At 69.6% G+C, this 14,868-nt stretch carries 15 protein-coding genes; 8 read left to right on the forward strand and 7 right to left on the reverse strand.

From position 1 onward, the window contains the following. Positions 1 to 87: 87 nt before the first annotated feature. Positions 88 to 1,365 (forward strand): LuxR C-terminal-related transcriptional regulator, encoded by a 1,278-nt coding sequence (locus M3330_RS19675; protein WP_006550370.1) that lies wholly within the window; start codon positions 88 to 90, stop codon positions 1,363 to 1,365. Positions 1,366 to 1,404: 39 nt separating this feature from the next. On the opposite strand, the gene M3330_RS19680 is transcribed toward M3330_RS19675, so the two are convergent. Next, the gene (locus tag M3330_RS19680; RefSeq protein ID WP_019288440.1) at positions 1,405 to 3,183 is read right to left on the reverse strand and encodes a cutinase family protein; all 1,779 of its coding nucleotides are present in this window, start codon (positions 3,181 to 3,183) and stop codon (positions 1,405 to 1,407) included. A gap of 333 nt (positions 3,184 to 3,516) precedes the next feature. On the opposite strand from M3330_RS19680, the gene M3330_RS19685 reads away from it, so the two are divergent. From M3330_RS19685 to M3330_RS19695, 3 genes are all read left to right on the forward strand, one after another. Then, the gene (locus M3330_RS19685; protein WP_255026039.1) at positions 3,517 to 4,602 is read left to right on the forward strand and encodes an S-(hydroxymethyl)mycothiol dehydrogenase; all 1,086 of its coding nucleotides are present in this window, start codon (positions 3,517 to 3,519) and stop codon (positions 4,600 to 4,602) included. Further along, positions 4,599 to 5,234 (forward strand): MBL fold metallo-hydrolase, encoded by a 636-nt coding sequence (locus M3330_RS19690; RefSeq protein ID WP_006550373.1) that lies wholly within the window; start codon positions 4,599 to 4,601, stop codon positions 5,232 to 5,234. Before M3330_RS19685 ends, M3330_RS19690 begins: the two co-directional genes overlap by 4 nt. Before the next feature lie 72 nt (positions 5,235 to 5,306). Then, entirely contained in the window at positions 5,307 to 6,329 is a 1,023-nt protein-coding gene (locus tag M3330_RS19695; RefSeq protein ID WP_039586042.1) for a GTP-binding protein, read from the forward strand. A 101-nt stretch (positions 6,330 to 6,430) separates the two neighbouring features. Here M3330_RS19695 and M3330_RS19700 read toward each other — a convergent pair whose 3' ends face one another. The 4 genes from M3330_RS19700 to glp form a co-directional block, all read right to left on the reverse strand. After that, a complete protein-coding gene (locus tag M3330_RS19700; protein ID WP_200358270.1) occupies positions 6,431 to 7,870 on the reverse strand; it encodes a DEAD/DEAH box helicase in 1,440 nt (479 codons plus the stop codon). 223 nt (positions 7,871 to 8,093) lie between these two features. Continuing rightward, positions 8,094 to 8,507, reverse strand: a complete 414-nt coding sequence (locus M3330_RS19705) for a molybdenum cofactor biosynthesis protein MoaE (protein WP_255026042.1) — start codon at positions 8,505 to 8,507, stop codon at positions 8,094 to 8,096. Beyond that, positions 8,500 to 9,498: a bifunctional molybdenum cofactor biosynthesis protein MoaC/MoaB gene (gene moaCB / locus M3330_RS19710; protein WP_255026044.1), complete on the reverse strand. Its 999-nt coding sequence runs from the start codon at positions 9,496 to 9,498 to the stop codon at positions 8,500 to 8,502. The genes M3330_RS19705 and moaCB overlap by 8 nt, the downstream gene beginning before the upstream one ends. Continuing rightward, positions 9,495 to 10,700 (reverse strand): gephyrin-like molybdotransferase Glp, encoded by a 1,206-nt coding sequence (gene glp / locus M3330_RS19715; RefSeq protein ID WP_255026046.1) that lies wholly within the window; start codon positions 10,698 to 10,700, stop codon positions 9,495 to 9,497. Before glp ends, moaCB begins: the two co-directional genes overlap by 4 nt. A 129-nt stretch (positions 10,701 to 10,829) precedes the next feature. Here glp and moaA point away from each other — a divergent pair, with 129 nt between their 5' ends. Both moaA and M3330_RS19725 read left to right on the forward strand, forming a co-directional pair. After that, positions 10,830 to 11,888 (forward strand): GTP 3',8-cyclase MoaA, encoded by a 1,059-nt coding sequence (gene moaA / locus M3330_RS19720; RefSeq protein WP_039586034.1) that lies wholly within the window; start codon positions 10,830 to 10,832, stop codon positions 11,886 to 11,888. Continuing rightward, a complete protein-coding gene (locus tag M3330_RS19725) occupies positions 11,881 to 12,159 on the forward strand; it encodes a MoaD/ThiS family protein (RefSeq protein WP_006550379.1) in 279 nt (92 codons plus the stop codon). Before moaA ends, M3330_RS19725 begins: the two co-directional genes overlap by 8 nt. Here M3330_RS19725 and nadE read toward each other — a convergent pair. Continuing rightward, the gene (nadE, locus tag M3330_RS19730; RefSeq protein ID WP_006550380.1) at positions 12,156 to 12,992 is read right to left on the reverse strand and encodes an ammonia-dependent NAD(+) synthetase; all 837 of its coding nucleotides are present in this window, start codon (positions 12,990 to 12,992) and stop codon (positions 12,156 to 12,158) included. The two genes, M3330_RS19725 and nadE, sit on opposite strands and share 4 nt — an antisense overlap. 101 nt (positions 12,993 to 13,093) lie before the next feature. Here nadE and M3330_RS19735 point away from each other — a divergent pair, with 101 nt between their 5' ends. Next, entirely contained in the window at positions 13,094 to 13,870 is a 777-nt protein-coding gene (locus M3330_RS19735; RefSeq protein ID WP_248690361.1) for a fructosamine kinase family protein, read from the forward strand. Continuing rightward, positions 13,867 to 14,415 (forward strand): nucleosidase, encoded by a 549-nt coding sequence (locus M3330_RS19740; RefSeq protein WP_071935374.1) that lies wholly within the window; start codon positions 13,867 to 13,869, stop codon positions 14,413 to 14,415. Before M3330_RS19735 ends, M3330_RS19740 begins: the two co-directional genes overlap by 4 nt. 21 nt (positions 14,416 to 14,436) lie before the next feature. On the opposite strand, the gene M3330_RS19745 is transcribed toward M3330_RS19740, so the two are convergent. After that, positions 14,437 to 14,856, reverse strand: coding sequence for an META domain-containing protein (locus tag M3330_RS19745; protein WP_039586033.1), 420 nt, complete (start codon positions 14,854 to 14,856; stop codon positions 14,437 to 14,439). Between the last annotated feature and the right edge of the window lie 12 nt (positions 14,857 to 14,868).

Below are 14,868 nucleotides of genomic sequence, written 5' to 3' on the forward strand. Positions count from 1 at the left end.
CCGAAGTGGCGCAGTACGCGATGCACGCGTCGGCAGGGGCCGGGGCTCCTCCGGGAAGGCGCCGGTGGACGCCGATATCGTGGGCATGTGAGTCCCGCTGCCCGTCGCCCTGAGGTCCTGATCGCCGAGCTGCGCGACGTCCTCACCGGTCCGCTCGCGGAGATCGCGCAGCGATTCTCCACCTATGTCGACGACCTCGCTCCGCACAGTGCCCTGGTGATCTTCACGAGGGAATGCACCGGCCGGCCGCGGAAGGTGGCCGGCGACCCGTCGATCGTCGACCGGGTGACCATCGCCGAGCTGGACCGGGTGCGGAACGACCTCGTCGCGGGGGAGATCCGCCGCGGCAGCTTCCGTCTCGCTGGTCGCGATCGTGAGGTGTGCGCGATCCTCGACAGCACCGACACGCTCCTGGTGTTCGTGCCTCGCGGGGCCCGGGCCACCTCCGCGGCCCTCGTTCTCGTGCGGGCGGCGTTCGGCGTGGTCGCGACCGGCATCCGGTTGCAGGTGCACACCGCCAGCCCGGCATATCTCGCGGAATCGCGGGCCGCCTCCGCGGAGCGGGCCCGCACCGTCGCCGAGCTCACCGAATCCCATGCCGTGACCCTCGAGACGATCCTCGCGACCCTGCGGTCGAAGGATCTCGACGACACCCGTGCCCGGACCACGGCGCGGGAGACGGCGACCGAGGCCCTGATCGGCCTGCGATCGGCGGTGGACCTGCACCGCGAACTCGCGGAGGAGGCACTGACCACCGCGTTCGCGCGACTCCACGGTGAACTGCGCGATCTGGTGCGGCACCGCCCGCTCGACCTGCAGATGGTCGCTCCGCCGGTGGGTGGACGGGGACTGCCCGGAGAGGTCGCGCACGCGGCCCGCGCGATCGCCCGGGGCGCCGTGCTGGCGATGTCCGGTCAGACCGACGTGACGCGGGTGCGCGTCGCGTGGACCTGCGACGACTCGACCCTGCTGGTGGACGTGCGTGACGACGGCAGCGGCGAGATCGACGTCGTCGAACTCGGGCGCCAGCTCCGCGACCGCGTCGAAACCCTCGGCGGTGGAATCGAATCCGAGTCGACCCCCGGCTGGGGCACACGGATCGCGGTGAGCTTCCCGCTCGACCTGCCGATCGCTGCGACGGACGGACCCGCTCTCGATGCGCTCGCCGCGCTCGCGCCCCGGGAGATCGAGGTCCTCGAACATCTCGTGGCCGGACGGCGCAACCGCGTCATCGCCGAACGTCTCGGCGTGAGCGAGTCGACGGTGAAGTTCCACGTGGCCGGCGTACTACGAAAACTCGGCGTCAGCACTCGCGGTGAGGCCGCGGCTCTCGGTGCAGAGGCCGGGGTCCGCGCCGCGGGCTGACGCCGAGTTCTCGGTCGGCGGGTGGCCCGTCGAGGACGGTCAGGCAGCCGGTGCCGGCGACGTGGTCGTCGGGGCGACGGTCGTCGTGGGCGTTCCGGAGGAGGTGGTCGACCCGGCGCCCGTGGTGGTCTCGCCCGTGGCCGGAGTCGTGGTCTCCGACGGGGTGGAGACCGGAGCCGTGGTGGTCATCGGGGTGGGCGTGGCTGTCGTCACGCCCGCTTCGGGTGCAGCCGGGGCCACCGGTGCAGCGGGGTCGCCTGCGGGAGCCGGGACAGCGTCGACGGGGGTGGGCACGCTGCTGTCGGCGACCGTCGCATCGTCGGTCACAGTCGAGGACGGCGAGGTCTCCGGCGTGGTGGACGCCTCGGCGGTCTCGGCCTTCGCCGTCTCCTCGGCGATCATCAGCACCGCGGCCTTGTCGACCTTGTTCGCATCGACCGCGTTGCCCTCCTTGGCCTGGCGGGCCAGGTGCTCGAGCCAGGCGGCGGCGTACTCGACGGTGGACGTGCCCTTGCCGTCGATGTCGTCGTCCCAGTAGTCGAAGTGGTGCCCGTAGTGGTCGTCGTTCTCACGGTCGTAGCCGAAGGTCTGGTCGTACGGGTCGGCAAGCACCACCGCGAGGGTGTTCTGGTTGCTCCGGATGAACCCGACGACCTCCTTGACGATCTTCTCCGGCAGGTACGCCAGGTTCGACAGACGCTCCGCGGGGATCGGCGCCTCGGCCCCGTCCTCACGGGTGGCGCCGGAGTCGGCGTCGGCAGCCACAGGCGTGGTGGGGCGGGCGGCGGGATCGTAGCTCGGGTCGGAGACCTTGATCAGCACCTCGAGGAAGGTCTCGTCCGACCGCATCCAGTCCGGATTCGCCGAGATGTCGGCGAGGGCGAGCAGCGCGACCCGGCCGACGACCTGGGCCAGGTCGGCGCCGGTCGCGGGGGTCAGTCCCTCACGCTCGAGGGCGTCGCCGTTGACCTGACGACCCACGTTCGCGAGCAGTTCGATCAGCGCGATGTTCTCGGGTGCCGAGCACGTGAAGTCGCCCTCGGAGCAGAACGAGGCGACCTTGCCGGCGAGATGACCGAAACCACCGTTCGTGTCGGGGAGGACACCGCGTCCGGAAACGGCGTCGCTGCCCGGCTGGTAGGGGCGATCGAAGCCGTCGGGGTTCGTGCCGTTTTCCGCGCCGGGGAAGAAGCCTTCTCCGGCCTCGCGGCCCGCGTCGGAGAGGATGACCACGCCGCTGACGGCGTCGGGATCGATGATCTCCCAGGAACCGTCCTCGCTCTGCTCCTGCGCACCGATCTGCATCGCGGCGCGGCGCGCGACGTCCGCGCCCTCGCTGAACCCGACGATGGCGAACTGGGTGTCGGGGCAGGACCGCCGGATGGCCTTCATGACCTCGATGGTGTTCTCGGCGCCCTTGTTCACGGCGTTCTCGTAGCTGGCGAGGTCGGCCGGGTACTCGATGTAGATGGCCGCGTAGCCGTCGCCGGCCTCGTGGTTCTCGAGCGGTGCGCTGATGACCGGCTCGACCCAATGGCTGCGGTAGGCGCCCTGCTGGGCGGCGGGAAGGCGGTTGCCGTTCTCGTCGACGAGCATCTTCGACTCGTCGCGAGGGATGTCACCGCGACCGCCGATACCCAGGCTGACCATGTCGTGACATTCGGTGGTCTTCGCCAGGCCGGCGAGGTACGGGTCGGCAACGGTGGGGGTGTCCTGTTGCGGAAGCACGATCGCGGCCGCTGCCACGACTCCGAGCGCGGTGGGGGCGAAGACGCCGGCGAGAATCCGCCGACGCGACAGCGACTTTCGAAGTGCCATGGGCCTCTACCAATCCGTTTCTGACCGAGGAATTGCCGGCCCGCCGAAGTGCGGCGGGTCGTAACGGATTTCGTGAAGGTCGCTCGCAGCGTTACATCGACACGGGTTTACCGAGGTGGCGACGGAGAAATGCAGGCGCGAACACCGAGCCGCGAAATCCAAGGGAAATGCGCCAATCGGACAATTCGAGTTCGCCGCTCAGCGACTGGCCGTTCGGCTGGGTCGGGCCCGCCGAACGATCAGGAGCAGAGCGCCGCGGGAGTGGCTAGGGTCGGAATCACCGGAAGTCGGAAACACCGGATACTGCCGGTCGCATCACGAAACGGAGACAGCATGTCGCAAACAGTCCGCGGAGTCGTCGTTCGCTCGAAGGGAGCGCCTGTGGAGGTCGTGCCCATCGTGATCCCCGATCCCGGCCCCGGTGAGGTCGTCGTCGCGATCGCCGCGTGCGGCGTGTGCCACACCGATCTGCACTACCGCGAGGGCGGCATCAACGACGAGTTCCCGTTCCTGCTCGGCCACGAGGCCGCCGGTGTCGTCGAATCCGTCGGTGAGGGCGTCGACTCGGTCGCCGTGGGCGACTTCGTCGTCCTGAACTGGCGCGCGGTGTGCGGCCAGTGTCGCGCATGCAAGCGCGGTCAGCCGCAGTACTGCTTCGACACTTTCAACGCCACCCAGAAGATGACACTCGAGGACGGCACCGAACTCACTCCGGCGCTGGGCATCGGCGCGTTCGCCGACAAGACCCTCGTCCACGCCGGTCAGTGCACCAAGGTCGACCCGAGCGCCGATCCGGCCGTCGTCGGCCTGCTCGGCTGCGGTGTCATGGCCGGTCTCGGTGCCGCCGTCAACACGGGCGGAGTCACCCGCGGCCAGTCCGTCGCCGTCATCGGCTGCGGCGGTGTCGGCGACGCCGCGATCATGGGTGCGCGCCTGGCAGGTGCCGTCACGATCATCGCCGTCGACCGCGACGACAAGAAGCTCGAGTGGGCCACCGACCTCGGTGCCACCCACACCGTCAACTCCAGCGGGGTCGACGCGGTCGAGGCGATCAAGGAGCTGACGGGCGGTTTCGGTGCGGACGTCGTCATCGACGCGGTGGGCAGGCCGGAGACCTACAAGCAGGCCTTCTACGCCCGCGACCTCGCCGGCACCGTCGTCCTCGTCGGTGTACCCACCCCGGATATGACCCTCGAGATGCCGCTGATCGACTTCTTCTCGCACGGCGGCTCGCTCAAGAGCTCGTGGTACGGCGACTGCTTGCCCGAGCGCGACTTCCCGACCTACGTCGACCTGTACCAGCAGGGACGCCTGCCGCTCGAGAAGTTCGTCACCGAGCGCATCGGCATCGACGACGTCGAGAAGGCGTTCGAGACGATGCACCGCGGTGAGGTCCTCCGTTCGGTGGTGGTCCTGTGAGCACCTCGCCGATCCGCGTCGACCGGGTCGTCACGTCGGGCACCTTCGCGCTCGACGGCGGCGAATGGGAGGTCGACAACAACATCTGGCTCGTCGGCGACGACTCCGAGGTCGTGGTGATCGACGCCGCGCACACCGCGCAGCCGATCATCGACGCCGTCGGTGGACGGAAGGTCGTGGCGATCGTGTGCACGCACGCACACAACGACCACATCACCGTGGCGCCGGAGCTGTCCGAGAAGCTCGACGCGCCGATCCTGCTCAACCCGGCCGACGACGTGCTGTGGGAGATGACCCACCCGGGTGTCGCGCACGGCACGCTCGAGGACGGGGAGCGGATCCGGGTGGCCGGAACCGACATCCAGGCGATCGCCACGCCGGGTCACTCGCCGGGTTCGACCTGCCTGTACCTGCCGGAAGCGGGTGAGCTGTTCACCGGCGACACCCTGTTCTCCGGCGGACCGGGCGCAACGGGCCGCTCGTTCTCGGACTTCCCGACCATTATCGGGTCGATCCGCGACAAGCTGTTCGTCCTGCCCGCGGAGACGAAGGTGCACACCGGTCATGGCGACGGCACCACGATCGGCACCGAGTCGCCGCACCTCGAGGAGTGGATCAAGCGCGGCAGCTGATGCTGCCGATGCGCGGTTCCGGCGGCGGTTGCCGTCGGAACCGCGTACGAGCGCACGGCTAGTCTCACCACCATGGCGAAGAAGCAGATCCCGGTGATCGTGGTGGCCGGATTTCTCGGCGCGGGGAAGACGACGCTGCTCAACCACCTGCTGCGCAACACCCGCGGTGCGCGGATCGGTGTGATCGTCAACGATTTCGGTTCCGTCAACATCGATTCGATGATGGTGGCGGGGCAGGTCGACTCGATGGTCTCGCTGAGCAACGGATGTCTGTGCTGCGCAGTCGATGTCAGTGACATGGACGCGATGCTCGACAAGCTCGCCCACCGCTCGTCCGATCTCGACGTGATCGTCGTCGAGGCGAGTGGACTCGCCGAGCCCCGCAACATGATCCTGCTCGTCGCCGGTTCGGAGAACGAATACGTCTCCTACGGTGGCCTCGTGCTGGTCGTCGACGCGGTGGAGTTCGACGCGACCGCCGAGCAGCATCCCGAGCTCGAACAGCACGTGGCGCTCGCCGATCTGGTGCTGATCAACAAGACCGACCGGATCGACGGTGAGGCCCACGACGATCTGCTGACGCGCCTGTGCCGGCTCAACTCCCGCGCCGCGGTCGTCTCGACCGATCACGGCCGCATCGACCCGGCGTTGCTGTTCGACATCCCGGAGCGGCCGGGTCCGCAGCCGGGGGAGCAGCTCACCCTCGACCGGTTGCTCTACGAGCAGGACGACCACGAGCACACCCATCTGCACGACGGCTACGACGCGATCACCTTCGAGTCAGCAGATGCACTGCACCCCCGCGTGCTGGTCGATCTCCTCGAGAACCAGCCCGCAGGGGTGTTCCGTATCAAGGGATACGTGCGAGTCGCTGCCGGACTGGACACCGGCACCTATCTGTTGCACACCGTCGGCGACCACATCAGGTTCGAACCGGCGGGTCGCGGCGACGACGTGCCCGACGGGACGCAGCTCGTCGTCATCGGGGCCGATCTCGAATCCGACGACGTACGCGAGCGACTACTCCGCTGCGTGCCGACCGAACCGGTGTCCGCGGACGCGATGTACGCGATACACCGATTCACGCCCCGCTGAGGCGGAAGGCCGATTCATCCCGCTGAGGCGGCAGGCCGATTCATCCCGCTGAGGCGGCAGGCCGACTCACCCCCGCTGACGCGGAAGGCAGGCCCTTCGGCTCAGCGAGCGGCGGAGGTACGGCGCTGGGGACGACGACGGCCACCGGTGGCAGCTGCGGCGCCCTGACCGGTCGAACGCTGACCGCCGGCCGCGCGCTGCCCACCCGAGGAGCGCTGCCCACCCGAGGAGCGCTGACCACCGGCGGAACGCTGTCCGCTCGACGAGGAACGCTGACCCGAACCGGAGCCCTGGCGGGGAGCCGACGAACGGCGGCTGCCGCCGTTGCGCTGCGGACGCGACGGCGCGGAAGCCTGCTTCGGTGCCGGCGCGACGTACGGCGCGATCTCGCCGACGAGCTTCAGCACGTGCTCGGAATCCGCCGTCACCTTGATGGGGGTGACGTCGATGGCGGCCTTGCGCATGATGGCCGCGAGATCCCTGCGCTGGTCGGGTAGGACGACGGTGACGACGTCGCCGGTGCTGCCGGCGCGGGCCGTGCGACCGGAGCGGTGCAGGTACGCCTTGTGCTCGGCCGGGGGATCGACGTGCACGACGAGTTCGACGTCGTCGACGTGGACACCACGTGCGGCGACGTCCGTCGCAACGAGCACCCGCGCCTCACCCGACGAGAACGCGGCGAGATTGCGGTCGCGGGCGTTCTGGGAGAGGTTGCCGTGCAGGTCCACCGCTGGGATGCCGGAGTCGGTGAGTTGCTTGGCGAGCTTGCGGGCCTGATGCTTGGTGCGCATGAACAGGATTCGGCGACCGGTTCCCGATGCGAGGGTGCGGACGAGGTCCTTCTTCGTATCCATGCCCGCGACGTCGAAGACGTGGTGGGTCATCGCGGCGACGGGGGAGGTGGCCTCGTCGACCGAGTGCATGACCGGGTTCTTCAGGAACCGCTTGACGAGCTTGTCGACGCCGTTGTCCAGGGTGGCCGAGAACAGCAGGCGCTGACCGTCTTTCGGTGTCGCCGTCAGGATGCGGGTGACGCCGGGCAGGAAGCCGAGGTCTGCCATGTGATCGGCCTCGTCGAGCACTGTGACCTCGATGTCGTCGAGCACCACGAACTTCTGGCGCATGAGGTCCTCGAGGCGGCCCGGGCAGGCGATGACGATGTCGACGCCGCGGCGGAGGGCCTCGACCTGGCGCTTCTGCGACACGCCGCCGAAGATCGTGGTGACCTTCAGACCCGACGAATGCGCGAGCGGTTCGATGGCCGCGGCGATCTGGGTCGCCAGTTCGCGGGTGGGAGCCAGGATCAGGCCACGCGGACGGCCTGCCGCCCTGGTGCTCCTGCCTGCGAGGCGAGCGGCGAGCGGGATCGAGAAGGCCAGGGTCTTACCGCTACCTGTGCGTCCGCGTCCGAGCACGTCACGACCGGCGAGGGTGTCGGGGAGGGTGTCCACCTGGATGGGGAAGGGGCTGGTGATCCCGGCGTCGTTCAGCGTGGCGACGAGCGGGCGGGGCACCCCGAGATCGGAGAAAGATGTGGTCATGGAACAGCGCTGCCTTTCGATGCGGCGTGTGTGCACTCGACGGACCGTGTGCCCGTGGTGCTGTGCGATCGCCGCAAGGAAGGCCGGTGCATCTGTGCGTACTGCATCTGTGCATGCGGGCCGGGCACGATCCCGGTCCGCCGGTATCCCACGACGGTGGGCGTCGTCGTGACGCCCGAACCATGTCACCCTACCGCACGGGGTGCGTCAGTCCCTGATGTGACTACAGACCCACCCACTCCGAGGCACCCTCGGTGAAGTGCTGACGCTTCCAGATCGGCACTTCGGCCTTGATGCGTTCGACCAGTTCGGCGCAGGTGGCGAAGGCTTCTGCGCGGTGTGGGGCGGCGACCGCCGCGACCAGCGCGAGATCGCCGATGGTGAGATCGCCCACTCGGTGCACCGCCGCGACCGGGAGCCCGGACTTCGCCGCGACGTCCTCGCAGCACCGCCGCAGGAACGTTTCGGCATCCGGATGTGCCTGGTACTGCAGCGCGGTCACCGACTGTCCATCGTCGTGATTGCGGACGACACCGGTGAAGAGCACCACCGCACCGTGTTCGGCGCCTGCCACCGCGGCGTCCACCGTTGCGGGATCGAGCGGTTCCGAGAAGATCCGGGCCAGTAGTTCACTCATGAGCGCCGCCTCCTGCGACTTGTGCCAACAGATGGTCGAGGATGGGGGCGAGGGCGGCGAGACCGTCCTTCACCCCGCCGGGCGAGCCGGGCAGGTTCACGACGACCGTGTGGCCGACGAGACCGGCGACGCCGCGCGAGAGCACGGCGTGCGGGGTGGCCTCGAGTCCGCGCTGCCGGATCGACTCCGCGATGCCGGGCAGTTCACGATCGAGCAGGGCGAGAGTCGCTTCGGGGGTCGCGTCGGTCGGCGACGCCCCGGTTCCGCCGGTCGTCACGACCAGGGCAGGGCCCGGACGGACCGCGTCGGCGAGACCGGCTGCGATGTCGGCGTCCGCGTGGACGAGGGGACCGCGGACCGCGAATCCCTTGTCCTCGAGCCACGACCGGATGAGCGGTCCGGTGCGGTCCTCGCGGGTGCCCGCGGCGACACCGGTCGACGCGACGACCACGGCGGCGGAGCGTCCGGTCTTCTCCACGGGCTGTTCGCCGGCCCCGGGGGTCCCGTCCCGGCCGGGTGCGTCGTCACGGGTCCAGTGGCCGCGCTTGCCGCCCTCCTTGGAGATCAGCCGCACGCCGTCGAGAACGGCGGCCGGATCCACGGCCTTGACCATGTCGTGCAGGGTCAGGCCGGCGACGGCGACCGCGGTGAGCGCCTCCATCTCGACTCCGGTCGGGCCCTTGGTCTTCGCGGTGGCCTCGATCGTGATCGAGGTGTCGGTGAAGTCGAACATCACCTTCACCGACGACAGCGCCAGCTGGTGGCACAGGGGGATGAGCTCCCAGGTGCGTTTCGCCGCCGCGATGCCGGCGATGCGGGCCGTGGCCAGGACGTCGGCCTTGGGCATGTCGTCGGCGCGGACGAGCGCGACCACCTCGGGAGTGGTGACGAGTTCGCCTGCCGCCACGGCGATCCGTGTGGTGTCGGTCTTCGAGGAGACGTCCACCATGCGGGCGCGTCCCTGGTCGTCCAGGTGGCTGAGGTCGGTCACAGGATCCGTACTTTCACGAGGTCTCCGGCTTCGAGGGAGGTGGTGTCGGCGGGGATGTCGAGGAGCACGTCGGCGGCGGCGAGTCCGGCGACGAGATGCGACCCGTGCCCGCGGAAGGGGGTCACCCCCTTCTCGTCGAGTCGCCCGCGCAGGAAGTGCCGGCGTCCCGGGATCGACGTGAGATCCTCGGTGAGCGGCAAGCTCTCGCACACGACGGGCGGATAGCCGGCGGCGGCCCGCAGTGCGGGTCGCGCGAACACCTCGAACGAGACGAGCGCGCTGACAGGATTGCCGGGGAAGGTCAGGATCGGCACGCCGTCGACCACGGCGGTGCCCTGAGGGCCGCCCGGCTGCATCGCCACCGAGACGAACTGCCCGCCCCGCGGCGCGAGCGTGTCCTTCACGACCTCGAAGTCGCCCTTCGACACTCCGCCGGAGGTGAACACGACGTCGGCGACGCCCACGGCATGTTCGAGCATCGTCACGAACTCCTCCGGATCGTCGTGGCAGTGGTCGATGGTCACGACGTCGGCACCGTTGGCCGACGCGCTCGCGGCGAGCGCCGGTCCGTTCGAGTTGAAGATCTGGCCCGGCCCGAGTTCGCTCCCGGCCGTGACGAGTTCGCTGCCGGTCGAGATGATCGCGACCCGCGGCCGTGCGCGGACGGGGATCGAGGTGAGGCCGACGGCGGCGAGCGCGGCGATGTGTCGGGCGGCGAGGACCGTGCCCGCGGGAAGCAGCAGATCGCCCTTGCAGACGTCGGTTCCCGCCTCACGCACATAGGCTCCGGGCGTGACGCTGCGCTCGACGGTCACGCTGCCGGCGCCGTCCGAGTCGGGGGTGGTCGCACGGGTGTCCTCGACCGGGACGACGGCGTCGGCGCCGTCCGGGACGGGAGCGCCCGTCATGATCTTCAGAGCGTGCCCCGGTTCGAGTGCCGCGACGGTGTCGCCCGCGGCCAGCACGCCCTGGACGGGCAGGTCGGCGGGGGTCGACGCGAGATCGCCGGCGCGGACGGCGTAGCCGTCCATCTGGGAGTTGCGGAAGGGTGGCAGGTCCAGCGGCGACTCGACGTCCTCCGTGAGGGTGCGGTGCAGCGCGTGCGCGAGCGGCACACGCAATGGGCTCTTCTTCCGCAACGGGTCGAGCAACGCCGCCACGTGCTGTTCGTGTTCCTCCACGGACCGCCTGCCGCTCGTCATGCCGCCATCCTAGGCACACGAGGGCCGTGCCCCGCCGCCCACGACGCGCCGCGTGTGCCCCGTCTGTCCGGATGCGATGTCACGATCGGCGGTTGTGGGCATACTGGGCTGTATGAAAGCGATGGTCGTATGACAGCGGTGGACATGGGCATCCCGGTCGTGCGCGATCGCGCAGACGACGCGTCCGATCGGCCCGACGTGCCCGAGCTTCTCGATCGCTTCGGTCGCATCGCCCGCGACCTGCGCGTGTCCCTCACCGAGAAGTGCTCGTTGCGCTGCACCTACTGCATGCCGGCCGAGGGCCTTCCCGAGATTCCGCGCGACCAGCTGCTCGCGAGCGCCGAGATCGTGCGTCTGGTGGGCATCGCGACCGGTCGACTCGGTGTCCACGAGGTGCGCTTCACCGGTGGGGAACCGCTCATGCGCCGCGATCTCGAGGAGATCGTCGCCGGATGCGCGCAGCAGACGCCGGGGCTGCCGATCGCGCTGACCACCAATGCGGTCGGTCTCCGGCACCGTGCGCGGGCGCTGGCGGACGCCGGACTGACCCGCGTGAACATCTCCCTCGACACCATCGACCGCGAGCACTTCGCGCGGCTCACGCGCCGCGATCGGCTCGATTCGGTGCTCGACGGTATCCGCGCCGCGGTGGCCGCCGGACTGGGTCGGGTCAAAATCAACGCTGTCCTGATGCCGGAAACCCTCGAAGGTGCGGCCGATCTGCTCGCGTGGTGCCTGGACGAGGGCGTGGAACTGCGGTTCATCGAGCAGATGCCTCTCGACGCCGATCAGAACTGGGCGCGCTCGCAGATGGTGCCGGCCCAGCAATTGCTCGACGTGCTCGGGCAGCGGTTCACGCTCACGGAGACCGAACGCGAGGACCCGTCCGCGCCGGCCGAACGCTGGCTCGTCGACGGCGGACCGGCGACCGTCGGGATCATCGCGTCGGTTACGCGGTCGTTCTGCAGCGACTGCGACCGCACGCGGTTGACGGCCGAGGGAACGGTCCGGTCCTGCCTGTTCAGCGACCGGGAGACCGACCTGCGCGCCGCTCTGCGGGGCGGCGCCACCGACGACGAACTCGCCGCGCTGTGGCGCGGGGCGATGTGGAACAAGTGGGCCGGACACGGCATGGACGCGGCGGACTTCGCGCCGCCGCAGCGGAGCATGGGAGCTATCGGTGGCTGAGGTGACGACGGGGATCGAGGTGCGGTACTTCGCGGCCGCAGCAGATGCGGCCGGACGCGAGAAGGACACGATCGACCTGCCGGAAGGCGCCGATCTCGGCACGCTGCGTGCCGTCCTCGTCGATCGTTACGGCGCCGATATGGAGCGGGTCCTGTCGGTGGCGGCCTTCCTGCTCGAACCCGGCGACGGCGGCACGGGCGAACTCACCCGGGACCTCGGCCGGCCGGCCGGGTCCCGAGTGGACGTCCTGCCGCCCTTCGCGGGTGGTTAATCCTCACGCCACCAGGTGTCGAAGGGCCCCACGGGCATCACGCGCTTGTGCCGCGTGTCGAGGAACTTGGCCTCGAGGCGCTTGGCGAGGTCGTCGGTGACGTCCTTGCCCTCGAGATAGTCGTCGATCTCGCTGTAGGCCATGCCGAGCGCTTCCTCGTCAGGCAGCGCGGGACGGTCGTCCTCGAGATCGGCGGTGGGGATCTTGATCCAGGTGCTCTCGGGTGCTTCGAGTTCGCGCAGCAGCGCCGCACCCTGCCGCTTCGTCAGACCGGCCAGGGGAGTGATGTCGACGCCGCCGTCGCCGTACTTGGTGTAGAAACCGGTCACCGCTTCGGCGGCGTGGTCGGTGCCGACCACGAGGTAGCCGAGTTCTCCGGCGATCGCGTACTGGATCATCATGCGTTCGCGGGCCTTGATGTTGCCGCGCACGAAGTCGCGCAGACGCGTCTCGGTGCCGTACAGCGCGCGAGCCGCTTCCGAAGCCGTCGCGTCGGCGCCGGGCTTCACATCCACACCGAGAGTGCGATCGGCTCCGATGAACTCCAATGCGACGAGGGCGTCGTGCTCGTCGGCCTGCTTGCCGTAGGGCAGGCGGACCGCGACGAACTCCGCCGTGTGGCCCTCGGCGCGGAGCTTCTCCGCGGCGAGCTGGGCGAGCTTGCCGGCGAGGGTGCTGTCCTGCCCGCCGCTGATGCCGAGCACGAATCCCTTCGCGGGAGTGCTGCGCAGGTAGTCGGCGAGAAACTGCACCCGCGCGTCGATCTCGGCGCGCGGGTCGATGGAGGGTTTCACCCCGAGTTCTTCGATGATCCGATCGCGAAGGTTCGTCATCTTCACGACCCTAGCGTTCCTGTGTTACTGCTGCGATACAACGGAGAAGAGGGTGGGCGAAGAGGGCGGGACGAAGTGTGCGGTCGGGCAGACTCTTCGGGGTGAGCACCGGAGACGTCTTCCGCAAACACGACCCGCACACCCATCCTGATTTCTTCCGGGCCGAGGCGGCCGGTCTGGCCTGGCTCGCCGAGGCCGGTATGCCGGTGGCGGCGGTGCGGTCGGTGAGCGAGCACCACATCGAACTCGAGCGGATCGCCGAGGCATCCCCGTCCGCCGAGGCCGCACGGGAGTTCGGTGCGGCACTCGCCCGGATGCACGACGTGGGCGCCGCCGGTTTCGGTGCGGCACCCGACGATTACGACGGGCAGCTGTTCATCGGCCGCCGCCCCATGAGCCGCACCGTGCACGACACCTGGGGATCGTTCTACGTCGCAGAGCGGGTGCTGCCCTTCCTGCGCATCGCGGTCGAGGCGGGCAGCGTCACCGGCCGTCAGTGCCACGACATCGAGGCCGCCTGCGATCTCGTCGCCGCCGGAGCCTTCGACGACGAGGATCCGCCCTCGCGCCTGCACGGAGACCTGTGGAACGGCAACGTGCTGTGGTCGCCGCGCGGCGTCGTCCTGATCGATCCGGCCGCGCACGGCGGCCACCGCGAGACGGATCTGGCGATGCTCGCGCTCTTCGGTTGCCCGCACCTGGGCCGGGTCGTCGACGGCTACGAGGCGGCGCATCCGCTACGCGTCGGGTGGGAGCAGCGGGTGCCCGTGCACCAGCTGCATCCACTGGCGGTGCACGCCGCGGGATACGGTGCCGGGTACGGGCGGGAGCTGCACCGGGCGGCACTCGCGACCCTCGAACTCGGAGGTAGTACGTGAACGGGATCCTCGTCGTATCCGCGACCCGCGCCGAGGCGGCGCACGTCCCGGAACGCTACGAGACGGTGATCACCGGGATCGGGAAGGTCGACGCAGCGGTGGCCGTCACCGCGGCGCTCGCGGGGTATCCGGCCGACGCGCGGCCGCTCGTCGTGAACATCGGCACCGCCGGTGCGTTGCACACCCACCACTCGGGACTGTTCCTGCCGTCCGCCGCGATCAACCACGACATCAGCAGCGAGATCCTGAAGAGCCTCGGTCATCCCGTGCAGGACGTCGTGCAGATCGACGACGGTGACGGCAGCGTGCTCGCCACCGGTGATTCGTTCGTCTCGGACGCCGAGATCCGCGACGCGCTGTCCGCGCGCGCCGATCTTGTCGACATGGAGGGTTTCGCAGTTGCCTACGCCGCCCGCCGCATGGGCGCGCCGTGCCGACTCGTCAAGCACGTGAGCGACCGGGCCGACGATTCGGCGCTCGACTGGCCGAAGCAGGTCGACCGCAGCGCGCAGGAACTCGCCCGCTGGCTCGTCGAGCGTTACTGAACGATTCGCTGTCGAACGATCTCAGCGCCCGTCCGTACGTTCGGTGAGGGTGACGGTCACCGCGCCGGTGGTCAGGGTGAGCACCTCCCCGTCGAGAGTCCACCGGGGTGTGCCCGCGAACAGCGTCCGTACCCAGTCGTCGGCGCCGTCGCGCGGGGGAGGACACGCCATTCTCGTGGACGCGAGCGTCCCGGCGCGGATCCTGCTCCCGGACAGGTCCGCGGTGCCGGTGAACCGGTTGCATCCGGCGGACGCCGCGACCCGCTCCCGAGCGGGGAACGACAACTGGAGCGGACCGCCGCCGGGGATCGGCCGCCCCTCGACCTCGGTCGAGATGTAACGGCGACCGATCGGGTCGGACGGCGACGACCCGAACATTCCGCACCCGGACAGCAGCGCACCCAGTGCGAGGACGACGACCACGCGGACTGCTCCCGGCATGGGTCTCACGGT

It is taken from the genome of Rhodococcus sp. GA1, from assembly GCF_024321955.1.
Classification (GTDB): Bacteria; Actinomycetota; Actinomycetes; order Mycobacteriales; family Mycobacteriaceae; genus Rhodococcus; species Rhodococcus pyridinivorans.

What these genes read in the sequence shown, in the direction of transcription:
- M3330_RS19680 (WP_019288440.1), bottom strand. Translation starts at nt 3,183, where the DNA reads ATGGCACTTCGAAAGTCGCTGTCGCGTCGGCGGATTCTCGCCGGCGTC.
- M3330_RS19685 (WP_255026039.1), top strand. Translation starts at nt 3,517, where the DNA reads ATGTCGCAAACAGTCCGCGGAGTCGTCGTTCGCTCGAAGGGAGCGCCT.
- M3330_RS19695 (WP_039586042.1), top strand. Translation starts at nt 5,307, where the DNA reads ATGGCGAAGAAGCAGATCCCGGTGATCGTGGTGGCCGGATTTCTCGGC.
- M3330_RS19700 (WP_200358270.1), bottom strand. Translation starts at nt 7,870, where the DNA reads ATGACCACATCTTTCTCCGATCTCGGGGTGCCCCGCCCGCTCGTCGCC.
- M3330_RS19705 (WP_255026042.1), bottom strand. Translation starts at nt 8,507, where the DNA reads ATGAGTGAACTACTGGCCCGGATCTTCTCGGAACCGCTCGATCCCGCA.
- glp (WP_255026046.1), bottom strand. Translation starts at nt 10,700, where the DNA reads ATGACGAGCGGCAGGCGGTCCGTGGAGGAACACGAACAGCACGTGGCG.
- moaA (WP_039586034.1), top strand. Translation starts at nt 10,830, where the DNA reads ATGACAGCGGTGGACATGGGCATCCCGGTCGTGCGCGATCGCGCAGAC.
- nadE (WP_006550380.1), bottom strand. Translation starts at nt 12,992, where the DNA reads ATGACGAACCTTCGCGATCGGATCATCGAAGAACTCGGGGTGAAACCC.
- M3330_RS19745 (WP_039586033.1), bottom strand. Translation starts at nt 14,856, where the DNA reads ATGCCGGGAGCAGTCCGCGTGGTCGTCGTCCTCGCACTGGGTGCGCTG.